21 protein-coding genes and 3 tRNA genes are annotated in these 21692 nt (G+C 48.5%); 16 read left to right on the forward strand and 8 right to left on the reverse strand.

Going from position 1 to position 21692, the window contains the following annotated elements; all coding sequences use genetic code 11:
* Window positions 1-30: 30 nt before the first annotated feature.
* The 11 genes from ACOMHB_RS02100 (at window position 31) to ACOMHB_RS02150 (ending at window position 13740) form a co-directional block, all read left to right on the forward strand.
* A complete protein-coding gene (locus tag ACOMHB_RS02100; protein ID WP_448215301.1) occupies window positions 31-1497 on the forward strand; it encodes a phage head spike fiber domain-containing protein in 1467 nt (488 codons plus the stop codon).
* Window positions 1497-1763, forward strand: a complete 267-nt coding sequence (locus tag ACOMHB_RS02105; RefSeq protein ID WP_448215302.1) for a hypothetical protein — start codon at window positions 1497-1499, stop codon at window positions 1761-1763. Before ACOMHB_RS02100 ends, ACOMHB_RS02105 begins: the two co-directional genes overlap by 1 nt.
* Window positions 1764-1778: 15 nt before the next feature.
* Window positions 1779-2150: a hypothetical protein gene (locus ACOMHB_RS02110; protein WP_448215303.1), complete on the forward strand. Its 372-nt coding sequence runs from the start codon at window positions 1779-1781 to the stop codon at window positions 2148-2150.
* Entirely contained in the window at window positions 2150-3529 is a 1380-nt protein-coding gene (locus tag ACOMHB_RS02115; protein ID WP_448215304.1) for a hypothetical protein, read from the forward strand. The genes ACOMHB_RS02110 and ACOMHB_RS02115 overlap by 1 nt, the downstream gene beginning before the upstream one ends.
* 24 nt (window positions 3530-3553) lie before the next feature.
* Complete coding sequence (locus ACOMHB_RS02120; RefSeq protein ID WP_448215305.1) at window positions 3554-4162, forward strand: phage baseplate protein; 609 nt, start codon at window positions 3554-3556, stop codon at window positions 4160-4162.
* Complete coding sequence (locus ACOMHB_RS02125; RefSeq protein ID WP_448215306.1) at window positions 4159-4380, forward strand: hypothetical protein; 222 nt, start codon at window positions 4159-4161, stop codon at window positions 4378-4380. The genes ACOMHB_RS02120 and ACOMHB_RS02125 overlap by 4 nt, the downstream gene beginning before the upstream one ends.
* A gap of 74 nt (window positions 4381-4454) precedes the next feature.
* Window positions 4455-5003 (forward strand): hypothetical protein, encoded by a 549-nt coding sequence (locus ACOMHB_RS02130; RefSeq protein WP_448215307.1) that lies wholly within the window; start codon window positions 4455-4457, stop codon window positions 5001-5003.
* A gap of 10 nt (window positions 5004-5013) precedes the next feature.
* Window positions 5014-5451, forward strand: a complete 438-nt coding sequence (locus ACOMHB_RS02135; RefSeq protein WP_448215308.1) for a hypothetical protein — start codon at window positions 5014-5016, stop codon at window positions 5449-5451.
* Entirely contained in the window at window positions 5441-6004 is a 564-nt protein-coding gene (locus tag ACOMHB_RS02140; RefSeq protein WP_448215309.1) for a hypothetical protein, read from the forward strand. Before ACOMHB_RS02135 ends, ACOMHB_RS02140 begins: the two co-directional genes overlap by 11 nt.
* A gap of 9 nt (window positions 6005-6013) precedes the next feature.
* Window positions 6014-7111 (forward strand): hypothetical protein, encoded by a 1098-nt coding sequence (locus ACOMHB_RS02145; RefSeq protein WP_448215310.1) that lies wholly within the window; start codon window positions 6014-6016, stop codon window positions 7109-7111.
* A complete protein-coding gene (locus tag ACOMHB_RS02150) occupies window positions 7108-13740 on the forward strand; it encodes a JAB domain-containing protein (RefSeq protein WP_448215311.1) in 6633 nt (2210 codons plus the stop codon). Before ACOMHB_RS02145 ends, ACOMHB_RS02150 begins: the two co-directional genes overlap by 4 nt.
* On the opposite strand, the gene ACOMHB_RS02155 is transcribed toward ACOMHB_RS02150, so the two are convergent.
* The gene (locus tag ACOMHB_RS02155) at window positions 13737-14138 is read right to left on the reverse strand and encodes a helix-turn-helix domain-containing protein (RefSeq protein ID WP_448215312.1); all 402 of its coding nucleotides are present in this window, start codon (window positions 14136-14138) and stop codon (window positions 13737-13739) included. The two genes, ACOMHB_RS02150 and ACOMHB_RS02155, sit on opposite strands and share 4 nt — an antisense overlap.
* A gap of 351 nt (window positions 14139-14489) precedes the next feature.
* On the opposite strand from ACOMHB_RS02155, the gene ACOMHB_RS02160 reads away from it, so the two are divergent.
* The gene (locus ACOMHB_RS02160; protein ID WP_448215313.1) at window positions 14490-14729 is read left to right on the forward strand and encodes a hypothetical protein; all 240 of its coding nucleotides are present in this window, start codon (window positions 14490-14492) and stop codon (window positions 14727-14729) included.
* A gap of 97 nt (window positions 14730-14826) precedes the next feature.
* Here ACOMHB_RS02160 and ACOMHB_RS02165 read toward each other — a convergent pair.
* Window positions 14827-14902: transfer RNA gene (locus tag ACOMHB_RS02165), tRNA-Thr, on the reverse strand.
* A gap of 415 nt (window positions 14903-15317) precedes the next feature.
* Window positions 15318-15929 carry a homoserine/homoserine lactone efflux protein gene (gene rhtB, locus ACOMHB_RS02170; RefSeq protein WP_422136325.1) on the reverse strand — a complete coding sequence of 204 codons (612 nt, stop codon included), beginning with the start codon at window positions 15927-15929 and terminating at the stop codon, window positions 15318-15320.
* 197 nt (window positions 15930-16126) lie between these two features.
* Here rhtB and ACOMHB_RS02175 point away from each other — a divergent pair, with 197 nt between their 5' ends.
* From ACOMHB_RS02175 to ACOMHB_RS02185, 3 genes are read left to right on the forward strand one after another with little or no spacing between them, the layout of a single operon-like run.
* Entirely contained in the window at window positions 16127-16699 is a 573-nt protein-coding gene (locus ACOMHB_RS02175; protein ID WP_448215314.1) for a hypothetical protein, read from the forward strand.
* 9 nt (window positions 16700-16708) lie between these two features.
* Window positions 16709-17380, forward strand: a complete 672-nt coding sequence (locus tag ACOMHB_RS02180) for a class I SAM-dependent methyltransferase (RefSeq protein WP_448215315.1) — start codon at window positions 16709-16711, stop codon at window positions 17378-17380.
* The gene (locus ACOMHB_RS02185; RefSeq protein ID WP_448215316.1) at window positions 17377-17838 is read left to right on the forward strand and encodes a hypothetical protein; all 462 of its coding nucleotides are present in this window, start codon (window positions 17377-17379) and stop codon (window positions 17836-17838) included. The genes ACOMHB_RS02180 and ACOMHB_RS02185 overlap by 4 nt, the downstream gene beginning before the upstream one ends.
* A gap of 299 nt (window positions 17839-18137) precedes the next feature.
* On the opposite strand, the gene ACOMHB_RS02190 is transcribed toward ACOMHB_RS02185, so the two are convergent.
* Window positions 18138-18224, reverse strand: a tRNA-Leu gene (locus ACOMHB_RS02190).
* A 52-nt stretch (window positions 18225-18276) separates the two neighbouring features.
* A tRNA-Leu gene (locus ACOMHB_RS02195) sits at window positions 18277-18363 on the reverse strand.
* A gap of 284 nt (window positions 18364-18647) precedes the next feature.
* Here ACOMHB_RS02195 and ACOMHB_RS02200 point away from each other — a divergent pair.
* A complete protein-coding gene (locus ACOMHB_RS02200) occupies window positions 18648-19709 on the forward strand; it encodes a hypothetical protein (protein WP_448215317.1) in 1062 nt (353 codons plus the stop codon).
* Window positions 19710-19746: 37 nt separating this feature from the next.
* On the opposite strand, the gene ACOMHB_RS02205 is transcribed toward ACOMHB_RS02200, so the two are convergent.
* From ACOMHB_RS02205 to ACOMHB_RS02215, 3 genes are all read right to left on the reverse strand, one after another.
* A complete protein-coding gene (locus ACOMHB_RS02205) occupies window positions 19747-20022 on the reverse strand; it encodes an HU family DNA-binding protein (protein WP_422136346.1) in 276 nt (91 codons plus the stop codon).
* 131 nt (window positions 20023-20153) lie between these two features.
* Window positions 20154-20321, reverse strand: a complete 168-nt coding sequence (locus ACOMHB_RS02210; protein WP_422136347.1) for a rubredoxin — start codon at window positions 20319-20321, stop codon at window positions 20154-20156.
* A 173-nt stretch (window positions 20322-20494) separates the two neighbouring features.
* A complete protein-coding gene (locus tag ACOMHB_RS02215) occupies window positions 20495-21691 on the reverse strand; it encodes a urate hydroxylase PuuD (protein ID WP_448215318.1) in 1197 nt (398 codons plus the stop codon).
* Window position 21692 lies beyond the last annotated feature (1 nt).

A 21692-nucleotide genomic window follows, 5' to 3' on the forward strand; every position in this document is an offset into this window, starting at 1 on the left:
AATCATAACTGGTAAAAGGAGCAACCCAGCATGAGCACACAAGAGTTGGTCGAGTCGGTTGATAACCTGACCAAAAATACAACAGAGATACTGAATGTCGTCAAGGAGCGAAAGCAGGTTCTAGAAGACAGCGCAACCAGCGCCGAACAGTCTGCAAGAAGTGCCGCTGCCGATGCGAGTGAAGCAAAGCAGAACCGTGACCAAAGTTACAACTATTCCCAGCAAGCGCTGGATCAGGCTAATCGAGCAAAGCAGATAGCTGAGCTGGATCGGGTAGAAGATGCCTTGCGCTTGGCGGCTATCCCTGCACCTGATTTTCATCTGCCACTGATTTCTGACTTGAGGATTCAGGAAGGTTTTGGGCCAGCGGATCAGATTGATGTTTCTGCTGCTCAGGATGGCAGTAAGATGGTTGATATGCCTACTAAATCAGCAAAACTAACCCGATCAAGCTCAGCGACTTATATTAATAAGTCTGGAGTTCTAGTTAGCGCCGATGTTAATGAACCTCGAGTGCAGAAAGAGGGTATTTTTCTTGAAGGGAGCAGTACAAATATATTATTGAATTCTGAAGATAGAGTTGAACCTAATTCAGATGGAACTAGAGAAGTTTATTATTCGGATATTAGCAGCACAATTAAGACGACTAAGATGAAGGCTGGGACAGGAAGTAATTATGCGTGGTTTCGTGGAACAGCACGTATTACGAACGGTAATAAAATTACAGTTTCTGCTTGGGTTCGACCGTTAGTAGAAATAACTAGAATACGCTGTCAGATTAACGAAATGGATATACAGTCCCATAACTTCGATAAAGATGATTGGGGAGAGCCAGTTAATGGTTTTTATCGAATATGGGCTAGTGGCACTGCCAATGCCGACAAAACAGTAACTCCATTTTGTTGGCCTTCGGTAACTAATGCATTAAACAGCGGCGAAGCATATATGGAGATAGCAGGAGCCCAGGTGGAAGAGCAGTCACACTTGTCATCCTATATACCTACAGGAGAGACGCCTGTAACTAGGTCAGGTGATCTTTTGGAAAATATCGATGCAAATAACTTTACAGACAAAGGGATGACTGTTTCTTTTTCATGCAGCACAGATTCTGATATAGACGGTTTGAGAATATTTGAATTTTATTACGGTTCTTCCACAAGAACATTGTTTGCAGATTGGAAGGCAAACAAGTCTGTTAACTTTGGTCTGAGTGGAGTCAGTAGCAAAATAACAAGAACAAACTCAGAGCTTATTAATTCAAGAAATAAAAAGGTAAATGTGTGCCTACAGTTTCTGCCTAATGCTGTGAAGGGCTATATCAATGGCGGGGTCCCTGTTGAACTGAGTGATGCAACACCGCTACCAAGAAGTACGAAGATGATAATTGGATCAAATAATCAAGGCTTCTTCTCAATTAATGGGCACATCAGAGACTTTCGTATCTGGCATAAATCTTTAACAGATGAGCAGGTTTCAGCATTAGGGAGGGTGTTCTAATGAAGTATTTGATTCTGCCTCTAATAATCTTTCTTGTTGGCTGTGCTGGACAGTTTACAGGTTATGCTGGAATCGACATGCACGCCACCCAGTTTGATTACGACCCCTACGATATGAAAAACCCAATCGGGCGTTTCGGAGTTCGTTATCAACCCGAAGGGCAACCGGTTGAAGTGCACTGCGAACATTTATCTTCTATTCCTGATACCCAAGACGGGAAAGGATTAAATAAGTGTGGCGTAGCGGTTTTGGTTGATTTGTTTTAATTCAGGAAGTACTTAATGAGTGCAAAATTTATGGATCTATTAACGTATACCTCGAACCTTCCTGCATTAAGACAGGAGCTTGTAGAAAAAGGCGATGTCGATGAATCAGGCAATCCTTTTCTGAATATCTGTATGACACCTGTTCAACATAACGGTGAATTTCACAGTGTTACGCTTTGCCGTACCAGTTCAGATGAAGAGAGAGAAAAGCTGAATAGTTATATTCATCTGGAAGTGTTGGGTACTAAAGAAGAAGTGGACGCTGATCCTGAAAAGACAACCAAGTATGAAGCGGCATACAGTCGTGAACCGGTAACGATGACTGATCCCGATACGGGAGAACAGATCACCTACACCCCACCCCATTGGCACGGTGAGTTTGCCTGATGCTCAGTCTTCGTTACCAACCGGGAGCCATCCGGATTGCCCAGAACTTAATCCCTCTGGGTGGTAACCGGTTGGAAGCCCGGCCAGGGGCCAGACAGCTGATTACCGGAAACATTAACCGGGCTATTGGTTGGGGCAACAGAATAGCCTTTGAGCGGTATGGTCATCTGTTTGTATGGAATGCAGTAGAAACTAACCTCTCTCCCCGTGTGGCAAACCTTCAGATGTGCGGTGCTACTTTCCAGAGTTTGATTAATTACGGAGACCGGGAAGAGCGGTTATATATTGGCTCGGGCGAGGATATTTTCTATCTTCGCCGTCGAGCGAATACCGATGAAAGTCCAGATCTTTATGAATCTGTTTCCATCACGAATGAAGTGAAAGACAGTGAAGATAGCCCATATGCTCTGCCTAAAACCCGAACCATCGCCAGCTGGCGAAACCGGATCTGGGCAGGCGATGGCACTCATACTATTTATCACACTGAGCATGATAAGCCGCATTTATGGGACCCACTTAATGCCATTGAATTTCAGAGTGGTACCCAGAACGATGTAACGGCATTGTGTGCTTTTGGTAATCGTTTGATCGTTGCTACGCCTTCCAGTCTTTGGGCCGTAACCGGTGACAGTAAATACAATTTCCAGAGAGATAAAATCGTTAACGGTAATGGAGCCGTGAACCACCGGTGTATCACTACCGACGGGCAAAGGCTTTATCACCTGGATAGAAGCGGCGTATACGAACTGGGCCGGGATGAGCCACTCAGTAGCGACATCGAAGATTTGTTCAGAGCGCCTGATAACGACGCTGAACTGATGCTCGACCCACAAGGTACTTTCCTTTATCTGCTCTACGATAACCGGGTTTATGTATACAACACGGTCGAAGGTGGATGGGGTCAATTAGATATCGAAGCCAAAGGGCTTATACGCGCAGGTGATCGAATGGGTTGGTATGGTCAGAATGGACTTTGGCTGATGGGCTCGCGTTTTTCTCCTGATGTTTTGAACGATGGCACTGAACAACCTGTTCGCAGTCAATTTAGAACCTGGCCCGATCAACCCAATCCCTACGGCATGACCAGCCTCAACAGAGTGTTTTTTTCCATTCTGGGTACTCATGACCACCAAGGGACTTACTCAGTTTATCCCGATGAAGATGAGCCAGCGATTGTCAGTGACTCATTTGATCTTTACCGGAGAGAACCTGACTTTCTTCAGATCGGAGCATTAAAGCTCTACAAGGAAAAAGCCCAGCGGGTTTACGCAGAAATTCCAGTCAACACTGCCAACGAGCAATTTGAGCATGAGCTGATCACAGAAGGGTATGTCCAGCTGATCAGCTTTGAACCCAGTTACACGCATTCAGGAAGCTAATAGCCTGAGCAAGGAGGATAGAAAATGAGCGGTGTGATTCTTGACCCGATCACTTCTCAAGAAGCCATCATGGCAAATTTTCAGCGTTTGAACGAGGCGATCACAGCTATGCAGGGTGGTTCTATCGCTCTTAGTCAGATTACTGGCTATGAAGATCTTGTCACTACCACAGCTCTTAATAGTCAGGTAGAAGCACTTCAGGCAGAGAATGACAAACTGAAATACCGGGTGGGCGATATTCATATCAGCACCACATCAACCAATCCCAAGGACTATTTTGGCTATGGCACCTGGGAACTGACCGGAGGCGGTCGCACACTCGTAGGCCACGGTACGACCACAGATAGCAGGGGCGAGGAGTTAACGTTCAGCGCAGGTCAAACGGGCGGTGAGTTTAAGCATAAGCAAACTGAATCGGAAATGGTTGCACACAAACACTCCTCAGTAGACGGCGAGCTTTTTGGCAAGTGGGCTGCAGATGGAGGCAGAGGCCAGAACAACTGGAGCTATCAATCCGATTTGCCTGACCCTAAAAGGCATGGAGGATACAAGACAGGTACGACTGGAGGTGGTCAGCCCTTCAATGTAATGCAGCCCTACGTCGTTATGTACTTCTGGAAGCGTACAGCATGAGTACGCTTCTGCCTTCCGTTCAGACCCGGCCTATTACCCTCAGTGTTTCAGCCAATCAGGCTTTTACCATTGAGCATGGGTTGGGCCGACCCGTAGCAGGCTGGCAGATCGTCGATATTGATAAACCTGCCAGGGTATGGCGAAGCGGTGAAAACGGATCAGACAGGCTGATTCTGACCTGTGATCAGAGTTGTAACTTAGTTGTTGTGTTGCTATGAGTGCACCGTAGGCGTATCTTCGAAGTGGGATGAAAGAGTTTTGTCAGAACCATTCACCCACGCAGGAAATTGATATGCCAACCGCGAATAAAGACACGGACGTCACCCAACCAAAACCGGAAGATACAGCCGGACAGAATAACGCTCCAGAAGAGAAGCCTGCAGAGAAGCCTGCAGAGAAGCCTGCAGAGAAGCCAGAGCATCCTCGTAAAGATCTTACCCGTTTAGTTCATCCTAATTGGCCTTCAAACCGTGTGGTACGTTCTGTGTGTCATGTGGATGTCCGTGAACTGGGGTTATTAAAGCACCAGGAAGCTGACTTTATCTCACTACCTGAGTCCTTTGTTTTCGAAGGGATTGACGTGATTCCGGTTAAGCCTTTGGGAGAAGACGTTAGTCTTGCCGTTGAACTGGAAGATGGGCGTCTCTTGGGAGCCTTTGCATTTTCAGGTGAACACATGCTTAGGGCCCCTTCCGAAGAGTCGGATGTTAAAGAAGGTACTTTGATCAAGTTCGGCAGTCTGGTTCTTCGCAACCTCGGCGAAGACATCGACTCAGACGATCCAGAAGTGGGTCGCCTGGCTTTTGTGATCAAGGGCTACACCCTGGAACACTGGCGTTAAGGTCGGCGATATGGACAACCCCGTTGCTACGATTGTTCACCATATGAAAGATCGACCCGGCTCCACCTATGTCGGAGTCGATACCGATGTTTTGACTGCTATCGTTGAGCAGGAATGGCAACTGGGTAACTGGGTTATGTTGACCGGAAAAAATCCGGATGATTTTTGGGGCTGGCTCAGTTATTACCCAATGGACAAAGTAAGTCTCGCCGTTGTTCGTAAATTTGGTCTGGAAGAGTGCATCAAGAGACGCTTTCCGATCCGTCCGGGAAAACACGTTTATCTCTGCAATTGCGTAATTGCTCAAGATGCTTCTCCCATGACCTACCGACGTTTGTATTCCCTGGCTGTTATGCGCAACTCCCAAGCTAAAACCATTAATGCCCACCTGATCTCCCGCCGGGGAATACGGTGGTTTACCAGAGAGGGCTTAAACCATGGGATTTAATCTAGGTTCCAGCAAAAGCAAGAATAAAAGCCAGCAGAGCAGTGAATCCAACCCTTTAACGCCAGATGAGGTTAAAGGTTATTACGACATGCTCAATGGAATTACCGACGGTCGCATGGACACTTTTGCTACTCAAGGCACGCCAACGGTGAACTACCAAGCTCTTACGCCTGAGCAATTGGCAGGTATTGGCGGAGCCGGAGAGACACGTCGAAATGCTCTTAATACCAGCCTGAAAGAACAGAAATCCCAGATTAATAACGACAGTAGCCTGACAGTCGCTCAACGCAGTAGAGCGAATCAGACAGCGACTGACAGCTACAACGGGAGCATGGACGCTATTAACAAGGAAGTTGAATCGTTAATGACGGCCTTGGCCAGCCAGGAAAATCAAAGCAGCTATAACGCTGCTGTGCGCAATGCAAACCTGACCCGAGAAGACCTGAGCACCATCGCCAATATTTTCTTTGGTGGTAAAGGACAGAAGAGCAAGAGCGAAGGTTCCAGCAAAGGCAGCAGTAGTAGTTGGGGCTTTGGCGCTCAGATCGCATAGGGGTTGAATATGGACTTTCTGAGAGATTTGACCAACTTCGCGGGAGAGCTTAAGGCTAATGTCCGGCGTCCGCTCATAGAGCTGGAAAACGAGTTCCGTAAGCAGCGTATGGCTGATGCCTTGAACAATGTTATTGAACTGGATGCGAGAAGACAGCAGGCGGGTGATCTTTCCAGTCGGCAGGTTCCGCTACGTCCTGTTACCTTTGATCGCGGCGATGAGCTGAGAATGGCTCAGCAAATGAAACTGGCGGGTATTGACCCCGGCGCTATTGCTCAGGACAAGATGGCAGCAGAACGTTTGTCTCTCATGCAGAGAGCCGGGAGCGAGATCGACAATCCTTATGCCCTAGCCAACATTGCCAACAAGCTGGATGCTTCCCCCGTTCGACATAGCGGTGGAATTACCTATGATCGATTTAACGCTGAAAAGCCTATTCTGAGTATGACAGATGCTGTGTTATACGACGGGCAGAGCAAGCGTCATCAAGCTCTCATGGATGAAATGCGTTATAAGCAGCTCGCCAAAATATGGGCTGATCCTGATACGCCAGAGTTTGTTAAAACCGATGCTCTCAACAATAAATCCATAACAAAAACAGATCGAGTCAAAGTAGTAGGCAAAGATGGCAAGGAACAATATTCCGATGCCATTCTTACCCCTTCTGGCTGGCGCTATGCCCCTGCTACGGATAGCACTAATCAACCCTTACAAGTGCCTGCTTCTGGCGAAGCCACAACGCTTTCAAAAAATCTGCAACTGGTTGCCAAAACCTGGGATCTGCCAGCAGAAGAAGCCCTGGGCTATCTCCTGCTTTCCAAGACCAAAAGCCAGGCTCAAGTACGAAATGATCTGTATATGAAAGCGGCGAACAATCCCACCATGGCAGGAGACATGGAAGAAACCAGCCGTTTTGTTGAAGACATGATGCAAGCCATGTATCCAGAGGAAAAAGAAGGTTCGCCATCTCCCAAACCCGGAAGCAAAGCGCCCCCCAAACAGCTTATTGTTCAGGCAGCAGAGGCCATTAACAAAGGGGCTGATCGTCAGGACGTACTTGATCGCATCGCCAAGCAAGGCTATTCAATACAAGGAGTCGACTTGTGAGCAACCCCTTCGCTGACCTTATTCCCCAGAAACAACAGCCCGCCAGTGATAGCGGGCTTTTCGATGATTTAATCCCTGAAAAAACTCCTGCTACAGACAATGCCTTTGCTGATTTGATTCCTCATCAGGCTGCTGCTCCAAAGCTTTTTGATTCTCGATATAACGAGTTACTGGCAGAAGAAGAACAGCATCAGGCGGCTATGACCGACTATGATCAGCAGCTGAGTCAGTTTCAGGAACAACAGGCGCTCTCAACATCCATCATGGGTCAGCCTCCACTCAATGAACCTATTAGGCCAGAAATGCCGGGCAGGGATCTGGCCACTCTCCAGAGCGATTATGAAACGGGCTTGCACTACATTCGCGAAAATGAGTTCTCCACTCTGGTTAATGATCTGGAGCAGGGGCTTTATCCTGGGTACGAAGGACGAGCCTTGGTAGAACAAATTGTACAAGGTCTTAATCCGGAAGCAGGCAAGGTGTTAAAGCTTGCTCAGATTACGGGTGATGAACTGAATCGGCAGAGAGATATTACCCGCCATCTGACCTCTAATGAAGCGCGCAAGCAGGATGTATTTCGTCGTTCATTTTACGATGGTGTCACTCTGGGGTATGCCAATGCACCGGACGAAGACAAGTTGAATAGCCAGGATCTGAAGGTAGCTGCATGGGAGCGAGCACAGCAGCTACTTCGCAATGAAGAAACGGCTAATCAACCTCTCCAGAATTTACTGGGCCAAGGCGCAGGCATGTTATTGCCTTTCGGCGCTGGAGTCGCTGGGTTGCGTGCACTCAGAGCTGCACGGGGGATTGCTCCGGTAGGAGAAGGCATAAAGGGGGCCGTGGTAGAGAGTGCCACAGTCGGTGGACCTCTGGGCTTTGCTTATCGACCAGAAGGCGCTGAAAACATGACAGTCGGGGAGAACCTGACAGCCCGTCTCCAGAATGCAGCCATGGAAGTAGGAGTAGGAGCTTTGTTCGATGCTGGCATGGTCAAAGCAGGGCAATGGCTGCAGGCACTGCCTGGGCTGGTTAAAGACAAACAGGTTCAGCGACTGGCCAAGCAGGCCGGTTATGACAATGTTCAGGATTTCCTGGGCAAGCTCGGTCGAGTGGAAACACTTGATGATGGAAGTGAGTATTTTGTTCTTAATAAGGAGATAGCCGATGAACTGCCAGACCCCGATGCCGCAGGAGCATTTTCAGGAATACCGGAAAGTCATTCAGCAAACCAACAAGGAAATCCGCAAGTTAATTCAGGTGCGCCAGAAGCTGCGCCAGTTGATCCCGGTATCCATTCCTCTGAGTTAGACCCAGCGATCAAGCCAGCCAGTCAGCCTGCTTCAGGATCGGTTCCTTTCTCTCGTGTGACGACCATTCGAGGAACAGGAATTGATGTGGATTATGCCGTAATAGAAGCTGACGAGTTGATCACTTCTAATGGACCTAATGGCGTCGCGAATCCCGACTACCCAGAGCAACTACAGCCCAGAGATCGTAGCCGGGGTTCTTCAGAGGCTCAGATCCGTAACATGGCCGCTAATCTCAGACCTGAATGGATGGGAGCCAGCCCCAAGGCCAGCGACGGGGCTCCGATCATTGGCCCGGATAGAGTGGTTGAATCGGGCAATGGGCGAGTATCTGCCCTTCGTTATGATTATGAAGCCGGAGATCCAGCCGGGTATAAACAGTGGCTAAATGATAATGCCCAGTCTTATGGGTTGGACGCCGATCAGATTGCAGGTATGGAAAAGCCTGTCATGGTCCGTGTTCGCAAAACGCCCCTGGATAATGACAATCGTGCCTTCTTTGCCAGGGAAGCCAATCAGAGTGATATAGCCCGCATGAGCCCAACGGAACAAGCGCGGGCCGACGGTGATCTTCTGACAGACGATGACATTCTTATGTATGCACCGGACGAAAACGGTGGCATCGCCAACGAGGAAAATCTGCCCTTTATCCGACGGTTTGTGAATCGGCTTGGAACGCTGGACGGAGGTTCGCTGGTTGATGCTCACGGCAAGCCTAATGCCGATGCGGTTAAAAGAATTCAGGCAGCGGTGTTTACCAAGGCTTACGACGATGAGCGGCTTTTGACTATGTTTGCAGAAGAGGCTGACCCGGATCTTCGCAATCTGCTCAACAGTTTGAACTCTGCCGCACCTTCTTTTGCCAGAGCCAGATCGTTCGATCCAGAACTCGGCGGAGAGTCGAACATTGTTCCTAATCTTATGGATGCAGTGGATATTGTCAGAAGCAGCCGCAGGGATCGTCAGGCTGTCAGCGAGATTCTGAATCAGCAGTCTCTATTGGGTGAGACCGACGAGATTACTGCACAGCTGGCTCAATATATAGACCGCAATATGCGATCACCCAAGCGTATGGGCGAGACTCTGAAAGAGATCGGCGTTCAGCTGGAAACAGAGGTTAGCAAGGGTGGGGATGATCTGTTTGGGTCAGCCCCGGCCAGCCGCCAGGATTTTATCAACACAACCGACAGAACCCTGAAAGGACGATACGGCGATGAAGCACAAACCATCCAGACCGACATCGAAGGGGCGGGTCGTTCCGCTGAAACCGAAAGACCGCAGAAAGAATCAGCTGTTTCTCAAGATGATGCAACAGGCTACCGAGAAGGCGAACCGTCTGGAAGTGGACGAGCCACCGCTAGAGTGGCCGAGTCCGACGCAGAGCCCAGAGGACGAGGCGATGTTTTCCTCAGAGCAGGAGACAACAAAGACGACGCCTTAACGGTGATGGGCAGAACCGTTCGGCATGTTAAGACTGCCACCCTGCCTACCGGTATTCGTTCTATCCGTTCTCCTGACGATCTGGCTCATGTGGTGGCTCCCTATCGAAAAGATGCTCAAGAATCTTTTTTCACTGTTGTCACTGATGAGAATGGGGAAGTACTCAGGGTGGCTCGTATGTTTACCGGAGGTAAAGGCGATGCTCCGGTATACCCCGGAACAGTTGCGGGTGTAGTCGCCAATACACCGGGCGCAAAGAAAGCCTGGTTTGTTCACAATCACCCTTCTGGAGGTGTTATCCAGAGTACTGCAGATAAAGAGCTAACCAGCCGACTGCATAACCTCATGGAAGGCTCAGGAGTAGAGTCTCAGGGATCGGTCGTTATCGGCCCTTCAGGCAAGTACAGCTATAACCATCCCACTAATAAGTGGGGAGAGCTGAACAATGACATGGCTGCCGATCAGTTAGACGTAGAAGGCAGTGTGGAGTTACCAATTCCGCCAAAAGCCCGTCAAGACTCTGTGCCAGTTACTGAGCGTCGTCTGACAGGCAGAGATACCCAGCAACCTGCAATCAGCAGCGCATCCGATCTGGAAGAGTATTTCACCGTCAACCAACAACAGAAAGAAGGCATCCTGCTACTGGATAACCAGCGTAAGCCGGTTGGCTTTCTCTCAATGAGCCGGGAAGACATGCGCTTTCTGAGAACTGGAGAAGGCGGAGGCAGCCAGAAGTTATTGCAAGCTGTTGATCAGAGCAATGCATCGTATATAGCCGGGAAGCTGGATTCTGACAGCATGGCTGAAGTTCAGCAGGTAGCTGGTAATCTGAATGGTTTTGCCCGGCAAGCTGATCTGGATATGGTCGATGTGATCGACGGCCAAGGACGTGCTTTCGGCGAGCGTTACGACATCCCGCAGCAATCAACGTTCTACGCCAACCCGTTACCCGTAGCAGTCCGTACTATTGCGAGAGAATGGGCTAAGGACAACACCATCGGTGCTATGGGCGGCGGTGTTTATGGAGGTGTCAGCTCTGAGCATGAGCCAGGTTCTGCTCAATGGTGGTTGGATGTGGCCAAGGGGGCCACAGTAGGTGGAATGGCAAGTTATGGTGTCAGGGCTGCCAATCTGCTTGGTGAGGGATCTATAGCGTCTAATGCTGTCGCTAAACTGGGAAATGCTATCGAGCACCTGCCCCTGATTGGTCGGGGTGGGAAAGAGATCAGAGAGATTAAAGCCCGGCAGCAACTCATGCGCCAGATGATCGATCGGCAGGTGGAAAAGGCCGGTGATTTCCTGCTTAAGAAGTTCACTCCCAGCGAGAGGGCCCAGATGGCCGATCTGATTGAACAGAGAGGTATCGTCAGGGACTTTAACCTGATTCATCGTCAGGCTGCAGAGCTGGACGAATTTATTTCCCATGCCGCAGAGAACATGAAATCCCTGGGAATGCTTGATCCTGAGTTGGAAACGGGTGGCTATCTCCATCGTTATTACGCCAAGCATTTGAAACTGGATAAGGACTTTATCAAAGCCAAAGGACAGAGCCTTTCTGGAAGCTACTCCATTGCGCGAGGCACAGATGACAGCTTTGACGTAGAGTATCTTTCTGATCTGGCTCGTTCTGATCTCAAGAAACATCAGCAACTGAGTGCCAAACTGGATCAACTGGAAAAGAAAAAGGATGGCCTGTTTGAGTCTGATACCGCCGCAGAAATGGCCGAGATTCGAGCCGAGCTGAGAGATATTAGCCAGCACAACTATCGGGAATATACCGGTATTCAAAATGGCAAGCTGCGCTCGTTTATCCTGCTCGACGACGAACTGCCCACAGTACCTAATGTTGAGTTGGCAGCCGCTGACAGAACTTGGACGTTAAAAGGCGAAGTTAAGGGAAAGGCTGTTTTTCATCGTGACTGGACGAAAGCTGAGCGACAGGCCTGGGGTGAGATCGAAGACGCAGGTTATCGGTTTGTTCGAGGTATGGCAGAAGTCAGCCACGATCTTTCTCTGGCTACCATGTTCAAGACCATTCGGGATAACAGCGAGTGGGTCAGTGACTCGCCTCAAGTGACCAATGGTAAGGAATGGGTCAAGGTTTCCAATATTGGCATTGGCAAGAAGTCGCCTCTTAAAAAATACGGTGCCTTGGCTGATCAGTATGTTCGCCCTGATATTTGGAATGCCATCCGACACCATGGCCGATCACCACTGGGCACAAGCGCAGCAGCGAATACCTATAGAGGCATTTTGAATCGCTGGAAGCTCTACAAAACGGTTTATAACCCAGTCACTCACTTTAATAACACCTGGTCAAATACTGAGATGTATTCCATGGCCGGGCACTCTCCCAAGTACCTGGGTAAAAGTGCTTCTCTGATTTTTGGGCGTAACCCGGAAGCTGATCCGGTGTTTAGGGAAGCTCTGGATTCTGGTCTTTTTGGAAGTGACTGGTCTGCCTCCATTATTAAAGGCGACGGCGGGGCCAGCTCTGTTCTGGAAGACCTGGCCGAGAAACTGCGCACTCAGCCGGAAGTAGAAGAAGGGAAGGTTATTGAGTCGCTGGATACCTTAATGCGTATCAAGGAGTGGTGGATATCCAGCAAGAATGCCGTTAAAGAAGCGGACACTAAATTGAAAACCGGCCTTGCGGTTGCCAAGGCGATTGTGGAACCCCCTTCTCGTTTGATCAAGAAGCCTATCAAAGCAGCTGCCCAAACTGCCCAAACGCTCTACCGAAAAGAAGATGAACTGTTCAAGATGGCAGTTTATATGTCAGAGCGCGAAGCGGGTAAGACTCCCAGAGAAGCTGTCCAGTCAGCGAATCAGTTCTTCTTTGATTACAACGATCTGCCCACCGCTATCAAGGCAATCCGGGACTTTCCCATTGGAAGCCCTTTCATCTCTTACACCTATCTGGCTATTCCTGCCATTGTGAAAAATGCAGTGGAAAGACCAGAGCGTCTTATTGCTTTGGCAGCCGCTTACGAAGCGGTGAATTATACGGGCTTGCTGGTCAATGGAGAAATGGAGCCAGGCGGTTATTGGGATCGAGTACAGGCTGAGAAAACAGTTAGCCCGAAATGGGAACGCGGTCGTGCGTTATGGGGTGGCCTGAATACATTTCATGTACCTGGTCTGGAAGGTTATCGGCTATCAATGGCTAACGCTCATGCCCTTGGTAATCCCTTTGCCGGGGAAGCTGGTGATAGAAAGTTGGCCTTGCCTGAGCAGATGGCCCCCTTTGCCAGCTTCTGGGGAAGTGATGCACTGGGTTCAAATCCATTCCGATCATTGATTGATGTTGCCGTGCTTAATGAGGACTGGAAAGGCAAAGAGATTTATAACAGACATGCCCCACTGTCAGAGAAGATCAGCAAGAGTATTAATTATCTCTATCAGGCCTGGGCTCCATCCAACCCGTTAACCCCTGGCAGTTACCACCAACAGAAAATCATTGAAGGTCTGGCTAATGATGTCGCTCAAGATCGACAGGTCGCAGAACAGCCTAACGTTCTAGCTGAAGGGGTTGTGAATGCTGCCAATGGCTTGAGCGAAGCTCTTGGTGGTCAGCAGTTCACCGGTTTGGACGGTATGAAAAATCCGATTCTGACATGGGATTCTGTTCTGGCTTCACTGGGTTTCAAGCTTCGGCCTTTCAGGCCAGAAGATAGCTTCAAATTCAAGGCAATGGAATTGGCAGACAAGATTGATGAGCACCGGAAAGCCATCAACCAGCAAGGCTGGCTAAAAACCAAAAAGAGAATCACTCCTGAACAGTTTGAGAAGAAAAGAAATTATTACCGACAGGAGATCAAGAAAGTTCAGGAGGAGTTAAAAGAGCTGAGAAAAGCAAAACGGGAAGTAGTCCGCTAACGGAGATTACGGGAAAAAGTTTCAAGCCAGTCAATGACCTTGTGTCGAACTCTTTCAGGATAACGGCGGAAGTAGCGCAACAGTTCTACTTCCTCTTTACTGAGCAGGGTTTCTGGATTGAACGATTCACCCATAATCAGAATGTCAGGAGTTATATCGAGCAAGGTGCAGAGAGAAGCCAAATGAGTTGCTGGAATAGCTGAATCACCTCTTTTCCAGTTTCCTATAGTCGAACGGGATACCCCAAGAGATCTGGCTAAATCTGTTTCTGATTTGTGTTGTAGCTCCATCGCTCTACCCAAGCGCATACCTATCCCTCTATTACGCTCTTTCCAACTCTCAGCCATCACCTGCCAGATAGTTGGCAAATGTCTTTTTTCTGCCAGTAATTTGGCCAAAATAGGTTGAGACTGTTGTCTGATTAAAGGTTGAATGAAACCGCTCAACCTCGTGCAAGAGTGGGAATTGGTGCCGGGCGCTGAAAAGTGCCATAGAAACACCCCTGCTATTTCCGCAGAACGGTTTTTTATTCACAGGACACCCGGCCAAGAATACCGAGGCTCCTGATAGGTCGGTCCCCATCCTATGACTGTTTTCAGCAGCTCAGGATGATGGGGACCGAGTCTGACACAGCATCAGACAAGGGTCAAAGATATACCTTCCTTGCAGCTATTTCTTGCGCACATGGAAAGCAAATTATGATACTGTTTATATATACAGTATTTGGAGTAACCAGGGAGATAATAAGAATGAGTAAGCAGACCAACTTCGACAGCATTTTTTCAAACAGTGAAGCTGTCGGCGCAGTGAGGATGGTCGCATTGGCCCTGACTAATGGAGAGTTAAATATGGATGAGCAGAAAGCTGCTGGCAAAATCCTGAAGGAAGCGCATTTCACCCTGGAACTGGAACAGATAGAGAGAGACGAGAGCGGTGGAATGGAAGCACCGGTATTAACAAAATCTATTAAAGACGACGATGTAATTTAGGGAACTCATGTCGCGTACATGTCACTTGAACTTAAAAACAAAAAAGCCTCGAACTATGTCGAGGCTTCTAAGTGCCTGAATGAACAGGGCTTTTGTATGGTGCCGGCACCAAGAGTCGAACTCGGGACCCACTGATTACAAGTCAGTTGCTCTACCAACTGAGCTATACCGGCAAAGAACGAGGTGCATAATATGTATGAGCAGGTTCTTTGTCAATAACACCGGGTACAAAAAACAGACCCTGCGGTCTGCTTTTTGTACGATCCTTGTGAAACCTCTTCCTGCTCTGAAACGAGCATCCTGCTATCCTGGTCTTTCCTGACCACTTCAGGCGTCCTGCCTCAATTTACTTCCCATCTGAATGCTGACTTCAAAGCTTCCTGCTTTGTCCGCTTCCTGCGGTATTCAAGTCTTCCTGAGTATCCCGAGGCGTCCTGCCTGAAATAATCCTTGTCAGCTAAAGTCTTCCTGACTTTACGAACGTCCTGTTCCCTGCTGACGATTCCTATTATCCATGGCTAGGTATTTTCCGAAACCAGAGGTTTCCTCTTCCTTTTGTGAGACATTGACCATAGTGCGTTGGAACAGTTATCGCTGACTGGCAGCCAGAAGCCCGCCGCAGGTTATAAACATTGAGCCAAACAATCGGTTTTGCAGCTTCCCGTATTTTTTCAGAAATGGCATCAGCTTTAGGGCGAAGCTGGCGTAACCCAGCATGACCAGGCTATCAACCAGGATCATAGTGATTCCCATAATCAGGTATTGGGGCCAGAGTGTCAGCGCAGGATCAATAAACTGCGGCAGGAAAGCCGCCTGAAAAACAATGGCCTTGGGGTTAGTCAGATTCACCAGAATGGCACTGGCAAAGGATTTTTTCTTGCTGGTGCGGATTTGGCTTTCGACCGAAAACTCATTGGGTGCTTCACGCCATTTCATGATGCCCAGGAAAATCAGGTAAAGAGCACCTGTCCACTTGATCAGGGTAAACAGTGTCTCTGAGGCTGCAAGGATGGCCCCAAGACCTGCAGCGACGACAATCAGAAATATAATCAGAGCGACCTGGAGTCCCATGATGGATGGCAGGGTCCGGATCAGCCCTGAGCGAATGGCGTTGGCCATGGTATTAACCGCACCGGCTCCCGGCGTTAAGCTGATAATGATGGTTGCGGCCAGAAAAGTCAGCCAGGTATTAAGTTCCATTGAGGTTCCAGGTCAGAAAAAACAAGTCTTTTAACTGTAGATCAGACTGTTTTTTAATCGATGAATCGAGTGTGCGCAACACAAATTAAAAGAAGAGAAAAAAATCGAGATCTGAATACTAAAAAAGCCGATCAAAGATCTGCTTTTTAAAGTCTGTGATATGGTGCCCAAGAGAAGAAACAATAGCAGGTTTCACCATGCCCCAGCTGAACCAACCTTGCAGCAAACACTTCACCTACCGGCAGCTGGTTGAGTGCGGTGAAACCTGGCAATCGTCGTCTATTGATAACCTGCCGCTAAATGACCAAAGCTGGCAGGCTCTTGCTGATTTGGCGATCTATATACTCGATCCGGTTTATGAGCAGTTTGGTGCCTTGGAAATCACCTACGGCTTTTGCTCCCCCCCATTGGCGACGGCAAGAAAAAAACTGGCCAAAGAACAGGGCGTGCTGCCTTCTATCTACCCCACACTGGATCAGCACAGCTGCTTTGAAAAAAATAGGAAGGGAGACATCATCTGCTCCCGGGGAGGAGCTGCCTGCGATTTTCATGTGCCGGACACCTCATCATTGGAGATAACCACATGGATCGTTAAACAGCTCCCCTTTGACAGGCTCTACTTTTATGGGCATGACAAGCCCATTCACGTTAGTTACAACAGCGACTCCCGAAATGCAGCCGTATGTATAATGACACCAAAAACCAATGGTCAGGGTTATATTCCCCGGAATCTCTCCCCAGAGCGCTTTCTTGAAGAATTTCAGCTATAAATAAAGGCCATGAATGAACAAGAATGGTATGAAACCGTTGCACAACTGGAGCTCGGCAAAAAACTGCCTAGAGCACTCTATCTCCACCGTTCGGCACTGAGTGAAACCGCACCGGATTTTTTCTCTTGGATTTATCAGAAAGCAACGAATTCAGGCATACCGGAACAACACTGGGATATCCTTCGCCTCCATAAAGACTCTTTCAAAGTCACCCTGCTCTACTATCTGGATTTCTACGACGAAGCCTATCCATCACTGCACTTCAGTTATGGCTTAGACTTCGCCAGCGAGAAAATAAAAGCCACTGACTTTACCAGCTTCACCAACCCGCCAATCCTCCATCGCAAAGAGCACATGATCCTCCCCTCAGACCCTAACCACGCGGACTTTTGTGAGATTACCCGGGAAGGCGAAGCGGCAGGGCTGTATGAAAACACACGCATCATTGGGTTCCGTAACAGCTGGGAAACCCTGATCAAAGAAAAAGGCTACGAACTACTGGATGGACGTCTATTCCGGAGGGCCGCCATCAGCACAACAGCAATGAATGCCACCCTGCTCTGGGCATCAACCGATGCCTGTGAACAGGCGGTCAATAATTTTGCCAAGTGCCTTTGTGACACTCTCGATTGTCTACTAAGCTCATCGCTCACACAACAAACTGTAAAGGTAAATGTATGAGCCTTGAGGCAAGAGTTGAAAGACTTGAGGAGCAACATAGACAGATGGACGCTAACATGCACAGTCTGGTGAAGGTTTGCGCAGACACACAGAGCATTGCTATGACTAACCAGCATGACATTGCAGACTTAAAGTTGGATATTGCAGGGGTCAAATCTGAGGTTATCAGGGTTAAATCTGATCTTTCGGCACTGACACAAGCAACACTTGCAGGCTTTAAGAGAGTTGATGAACGTTTTGACGAACAAGATAAGCGTTTTGACGAACACGATAAGCGTTTTGACGAACACGATAAGCGTTTTGACAAGATTGATAAACGACTCGACGCACACGATAAGCGCTTTGACGAACATGATAGGCGCTTTGACAGGATTGATGAACGCTTCGACGAGCACGATAAGCGCTTTGACAAGATTGAAGAAACACTCGCCATCATCGTGAATCATCTCAAAAAATAACCACGTCATTTAATAGCAAAATCCAGCGGCTTGTCTACGACAGCCGCTGATTTGCTGGGGTAGAGCAGGTATATATCAGAACTGTTTGTAGAAAGGTGGCACTTCCACGATCTGAAAGCCAAATGCGTGTCTGACAATGAAGGATTGGTATCCGGCCACAAAATACTGGAAGTGAATGAGACTCATATCCGGAAAAAACAGTAAATAAAAGATGAGAGAGAATAAAAAGGAAGAGAGATGAGAGAGCCGGGAATTTACCGGTTTTCTTGCCATGAATCACACGACAAGATCTTGAGGATTGGTGCCCAGGAGAAGACTCGAACTTCCACGCCCTTTCGGACACTAGCACCTGAAGCTAGCGCGTCTACCAATTCCGCCACCTGGGCCTGTCACTTAAATTGTATGGACTTTGCGTCCTGCCCAATCATTGTTAATGATTGGTGCCCAGGAGAAGACTCGAACTTCCACGCCCTTTCGGACACTAGCACCTGAAGCTAGCGCGTCTACCAATTCCGCCACCTGGGCCCTGTGATCAGCAATAGGCTGCTCAACAAGTGCGGCGAATATTAGGGATTTAAGGCGAAAGTGTCAACACCCCGCTCGAAAAATAGGGGTTCGGAATGTACGCTATAAGCATTTGAAAATGAAAGGCTTACCCGGATTCCGGCGGATGTTTGCCAGGTTGTCCGGACTCATTGAACGATGATGAAGGTCTGGCGGGCTTTTGATGCAAGGGGCTGATAGAGGCTTCTCACTATGATCTGTGAAAAGACAGGCTCTGGTTCCTGAAGACACCTTAGGAGGACATCATGAAAGTGAATGAAAAACAGCACCGATTTCTGCAAGCAACACTGGATAACTGGTCCCGGGATGGTCTTCTGGATGAAGTTAAAAAGGAAGCCCTGCTGGACTCTCTGGACGTGCACTCCTTTCAGTGGCGAATGTTGGCTCAATACGCTTTTTGGGCTGCATTGTCTTCCATGGTGCTATCCCTGTTAGCAGTGGTTATGGATGAGGCTCTGATGGCATGGCTGGAGCGTTTATTGACTCTTCAGGACGGCACCCGAAGTTTGTTTTTTGCTGCGTTGTCAGTTGGTTTTTATCTGTTTGGCGGTTGGTTCAAGTCCCGTCAGACAGGCCGTGTCTTTAGTCAGGAGCTTGTTTTTTTTCTGGGCGCTGCATCCACAGCGGCTTCCATTTACTACCTGGGTCGGGCCGTTTATACAGGAAGTGGCCACTATTCGCTGCTATTACTTCTTGGTGCCGTGATCTATCTGGTGCTGGCATTACTGCTGGAATCTCTGTTGCTCTGGGTTTTGTGTCTAGGAGCATTGGCTTTCTGGTTTTTTGCTGAAACGACTTACTGGGCTGGTGGTTACTATCAGCCGTTTTTCGGGATGAGCTATCCCTTGCGATTTCTTTTCTTCAGTTTGGTGGTTCTTCTGTTGGGCTATGGCCTGCCCTTTTTTAAACGAACCAGAGCCTTTTTTGATATGACTCAGTTTATTTCCTTAATGATGCTTTTCGTGTGCTTGTGGATTTTGTCCATGACGAGTAATTACAACTACGGGCTTAAAGCCCTTGAGGCATCAGAAATGCAGCTTTGGTTATGGCGACTGGCCATGGCGGCAGCGTCAGGTTTGGCGATGTTTATCGGTTTTTGCAGAGATGACTCTATTCTGAGAATCAGCGGAATCTCCTTTTTGTTGCTGAATCTGTATACCCGGTTCTTTGAGTACGCTTGGGAAGAGATAAATACAGCACTGTTTTTTGCATTGCTGGCGCTCAGTTTCTGGCTGCTGGGAAGATACTCAGAGAGGCTCTGGCTGTCTGGAAAAAGAAAGGTTTCAATAAATGAGGTTGTTCTGTAAGCAGAGCAACCTCGGGTATTATTGGGCTCAGCCGGTATCAGCCGTTAACTGCGTCTTTCAATGATTTACCTGGTTTGAAGGCGACCGTATTGCTGGCAGCAATCTGAATCGGCTCTCCTGTTTGCGGGTTTTTACCTGTGCGTGCGGCTCTGCTGCGTTGCAGGAATGTACCAAAGCCTACAAGGCTGACAGTGTCTTCTTGTTTCAGAGCGGAGGTTATGACTTCAATCATGGCGTTGAGTGCCTGATTGGCTTGTTCTTTTGTCAGATCTGCCTGATCGGCAATGGCGTTAACGAGTTCTGGTTTACGCATGGTTTCATGCACTCCTTCTTGTTTTTCTTTCTTCCGATGGATAAGCAGTCATGAACAGACTAAAACACTGTAATGGTTAGAGCAATAGGCTTTCTCGTGAAAAACACGGGAATCGGATTATTTCGACCAAATTAGCCAATTTTGACCATTTCAAAGTCTTCTTTGCCGACACCACAGTCAGGACAGTGCCAGTCTTCAGGAACATCCTCCCAGCGAGTACCCGGCTCAACCCCCTCATCAGGCCAGCCCTGTTCTTCGTCATAGATAAAACCGCAAACAACACACTGCCATTTCTTCATGTCTGTCTCCATTAATAGCCGTTTAAAAGTCAGTGACGACTGTCTCAATCTTATACAATGAAAGCTGCTCGGGGGTGAAAAAAAGGGCAAGGAAAAAGCATTGGAATAACAATAACACCCCGGGCTCTGTTTTTGACAGAGCCCGGGGTGATGAAAACTGTGACCTTGTTCTCCTATTCAGATTTCAGCTGCTGATACCACCGCCCCAGAAGCTGGCGTTCTTCTTCCGTCATCTCTGTACGGTTTGCCAGTGGCATGATCTGTGTCTGAACGGACTGACTGTAGATTTTGTCCGCTTTGCTGGCGATGGATTCATAATCGTCAAAGATCAGGCCACCTGGCGCTGTCTGGAAGAGAGGGTCAGTTGGCTTGGCCCCATGACAGGTAGAACAGCGGCTGGTGACAATCTCGACAATTTCCTGTTTGTCAAAAGCGGGTGCTTTTGCAACCTCGGATATTGGGGCCATTTGTGGTCGTATAACAAACGCCAGACTCAACATGACAACGGCAGCGGCAGGCCAGAGCCAGGTTAATACAGCACCCTGGTTACGACGGTTAAAGAAGTGTCGGATCAGAATCGCAGCCAGCGACAGGGCAGCAAGAATCGCCCAGTTCCAGTCATGACCATAAGTCATTGGGTAATGGCCGCTGATCATGATAAACAACAGCGGCAAGGTGAAGTAGTTGTTGTGCCTGGAGCGAAGCAGTGCATGTTGGGCAATGGCCGGATCAAAGCTGGTATCACCTCTTTGTGCTGCGTCAACCAGCTTCCTCTGGGACGGGATGATAATCCGGAAGACATTACCCACCATCAGGGTTCCGATCAGGGCACCAACGTGGATATAAGCTGCTCTGTCGCTGAATAGTTGCGCATATCCCCAGGCGGCAAAAACAATCAGCCCAAAGAGTACCGCGCTGAACAGTCTTTCATTTTTAAACAATGGCGTTCGGCAAAGAAAGTCATAAGCCAGCCAGCTCACGAACAGGCTGAATAGGCTGACCGCAATAGCTGAGGCCGGGGACAGTGAAGAGTCTGACGACAGCAGATAACTTTCTGCTCCCCAGTAGTAGATGATGGCAAGCAGGCCAAAGCCACTGAGCCAGGTAACATAAGCTTCCCATTTGAACCAGTGCAGGGTTTCCGGCATTTTCTCCGGTGCCAGATGGTATTTGTTTACTTCATAGAAGCCACCACCGTGCACAGCCCATAATTCCCCTTTAATACCTTTTTTCTGTTTTGCCTGAGGAGCTTTTTCCAACCGGCCTTCCAGCCAGTTGAAGTAAAAGGAGGCACCAATCCAGGCAATACCTGCTGTGACGTGCAACCATCGAAAAATCAGGTTCAACCAGTCTTGTATATAGGATTCCATA

The sequence above is a fragment of the Endozoicomonas sp. 2B-B genome (assembly GCF_053470045.1).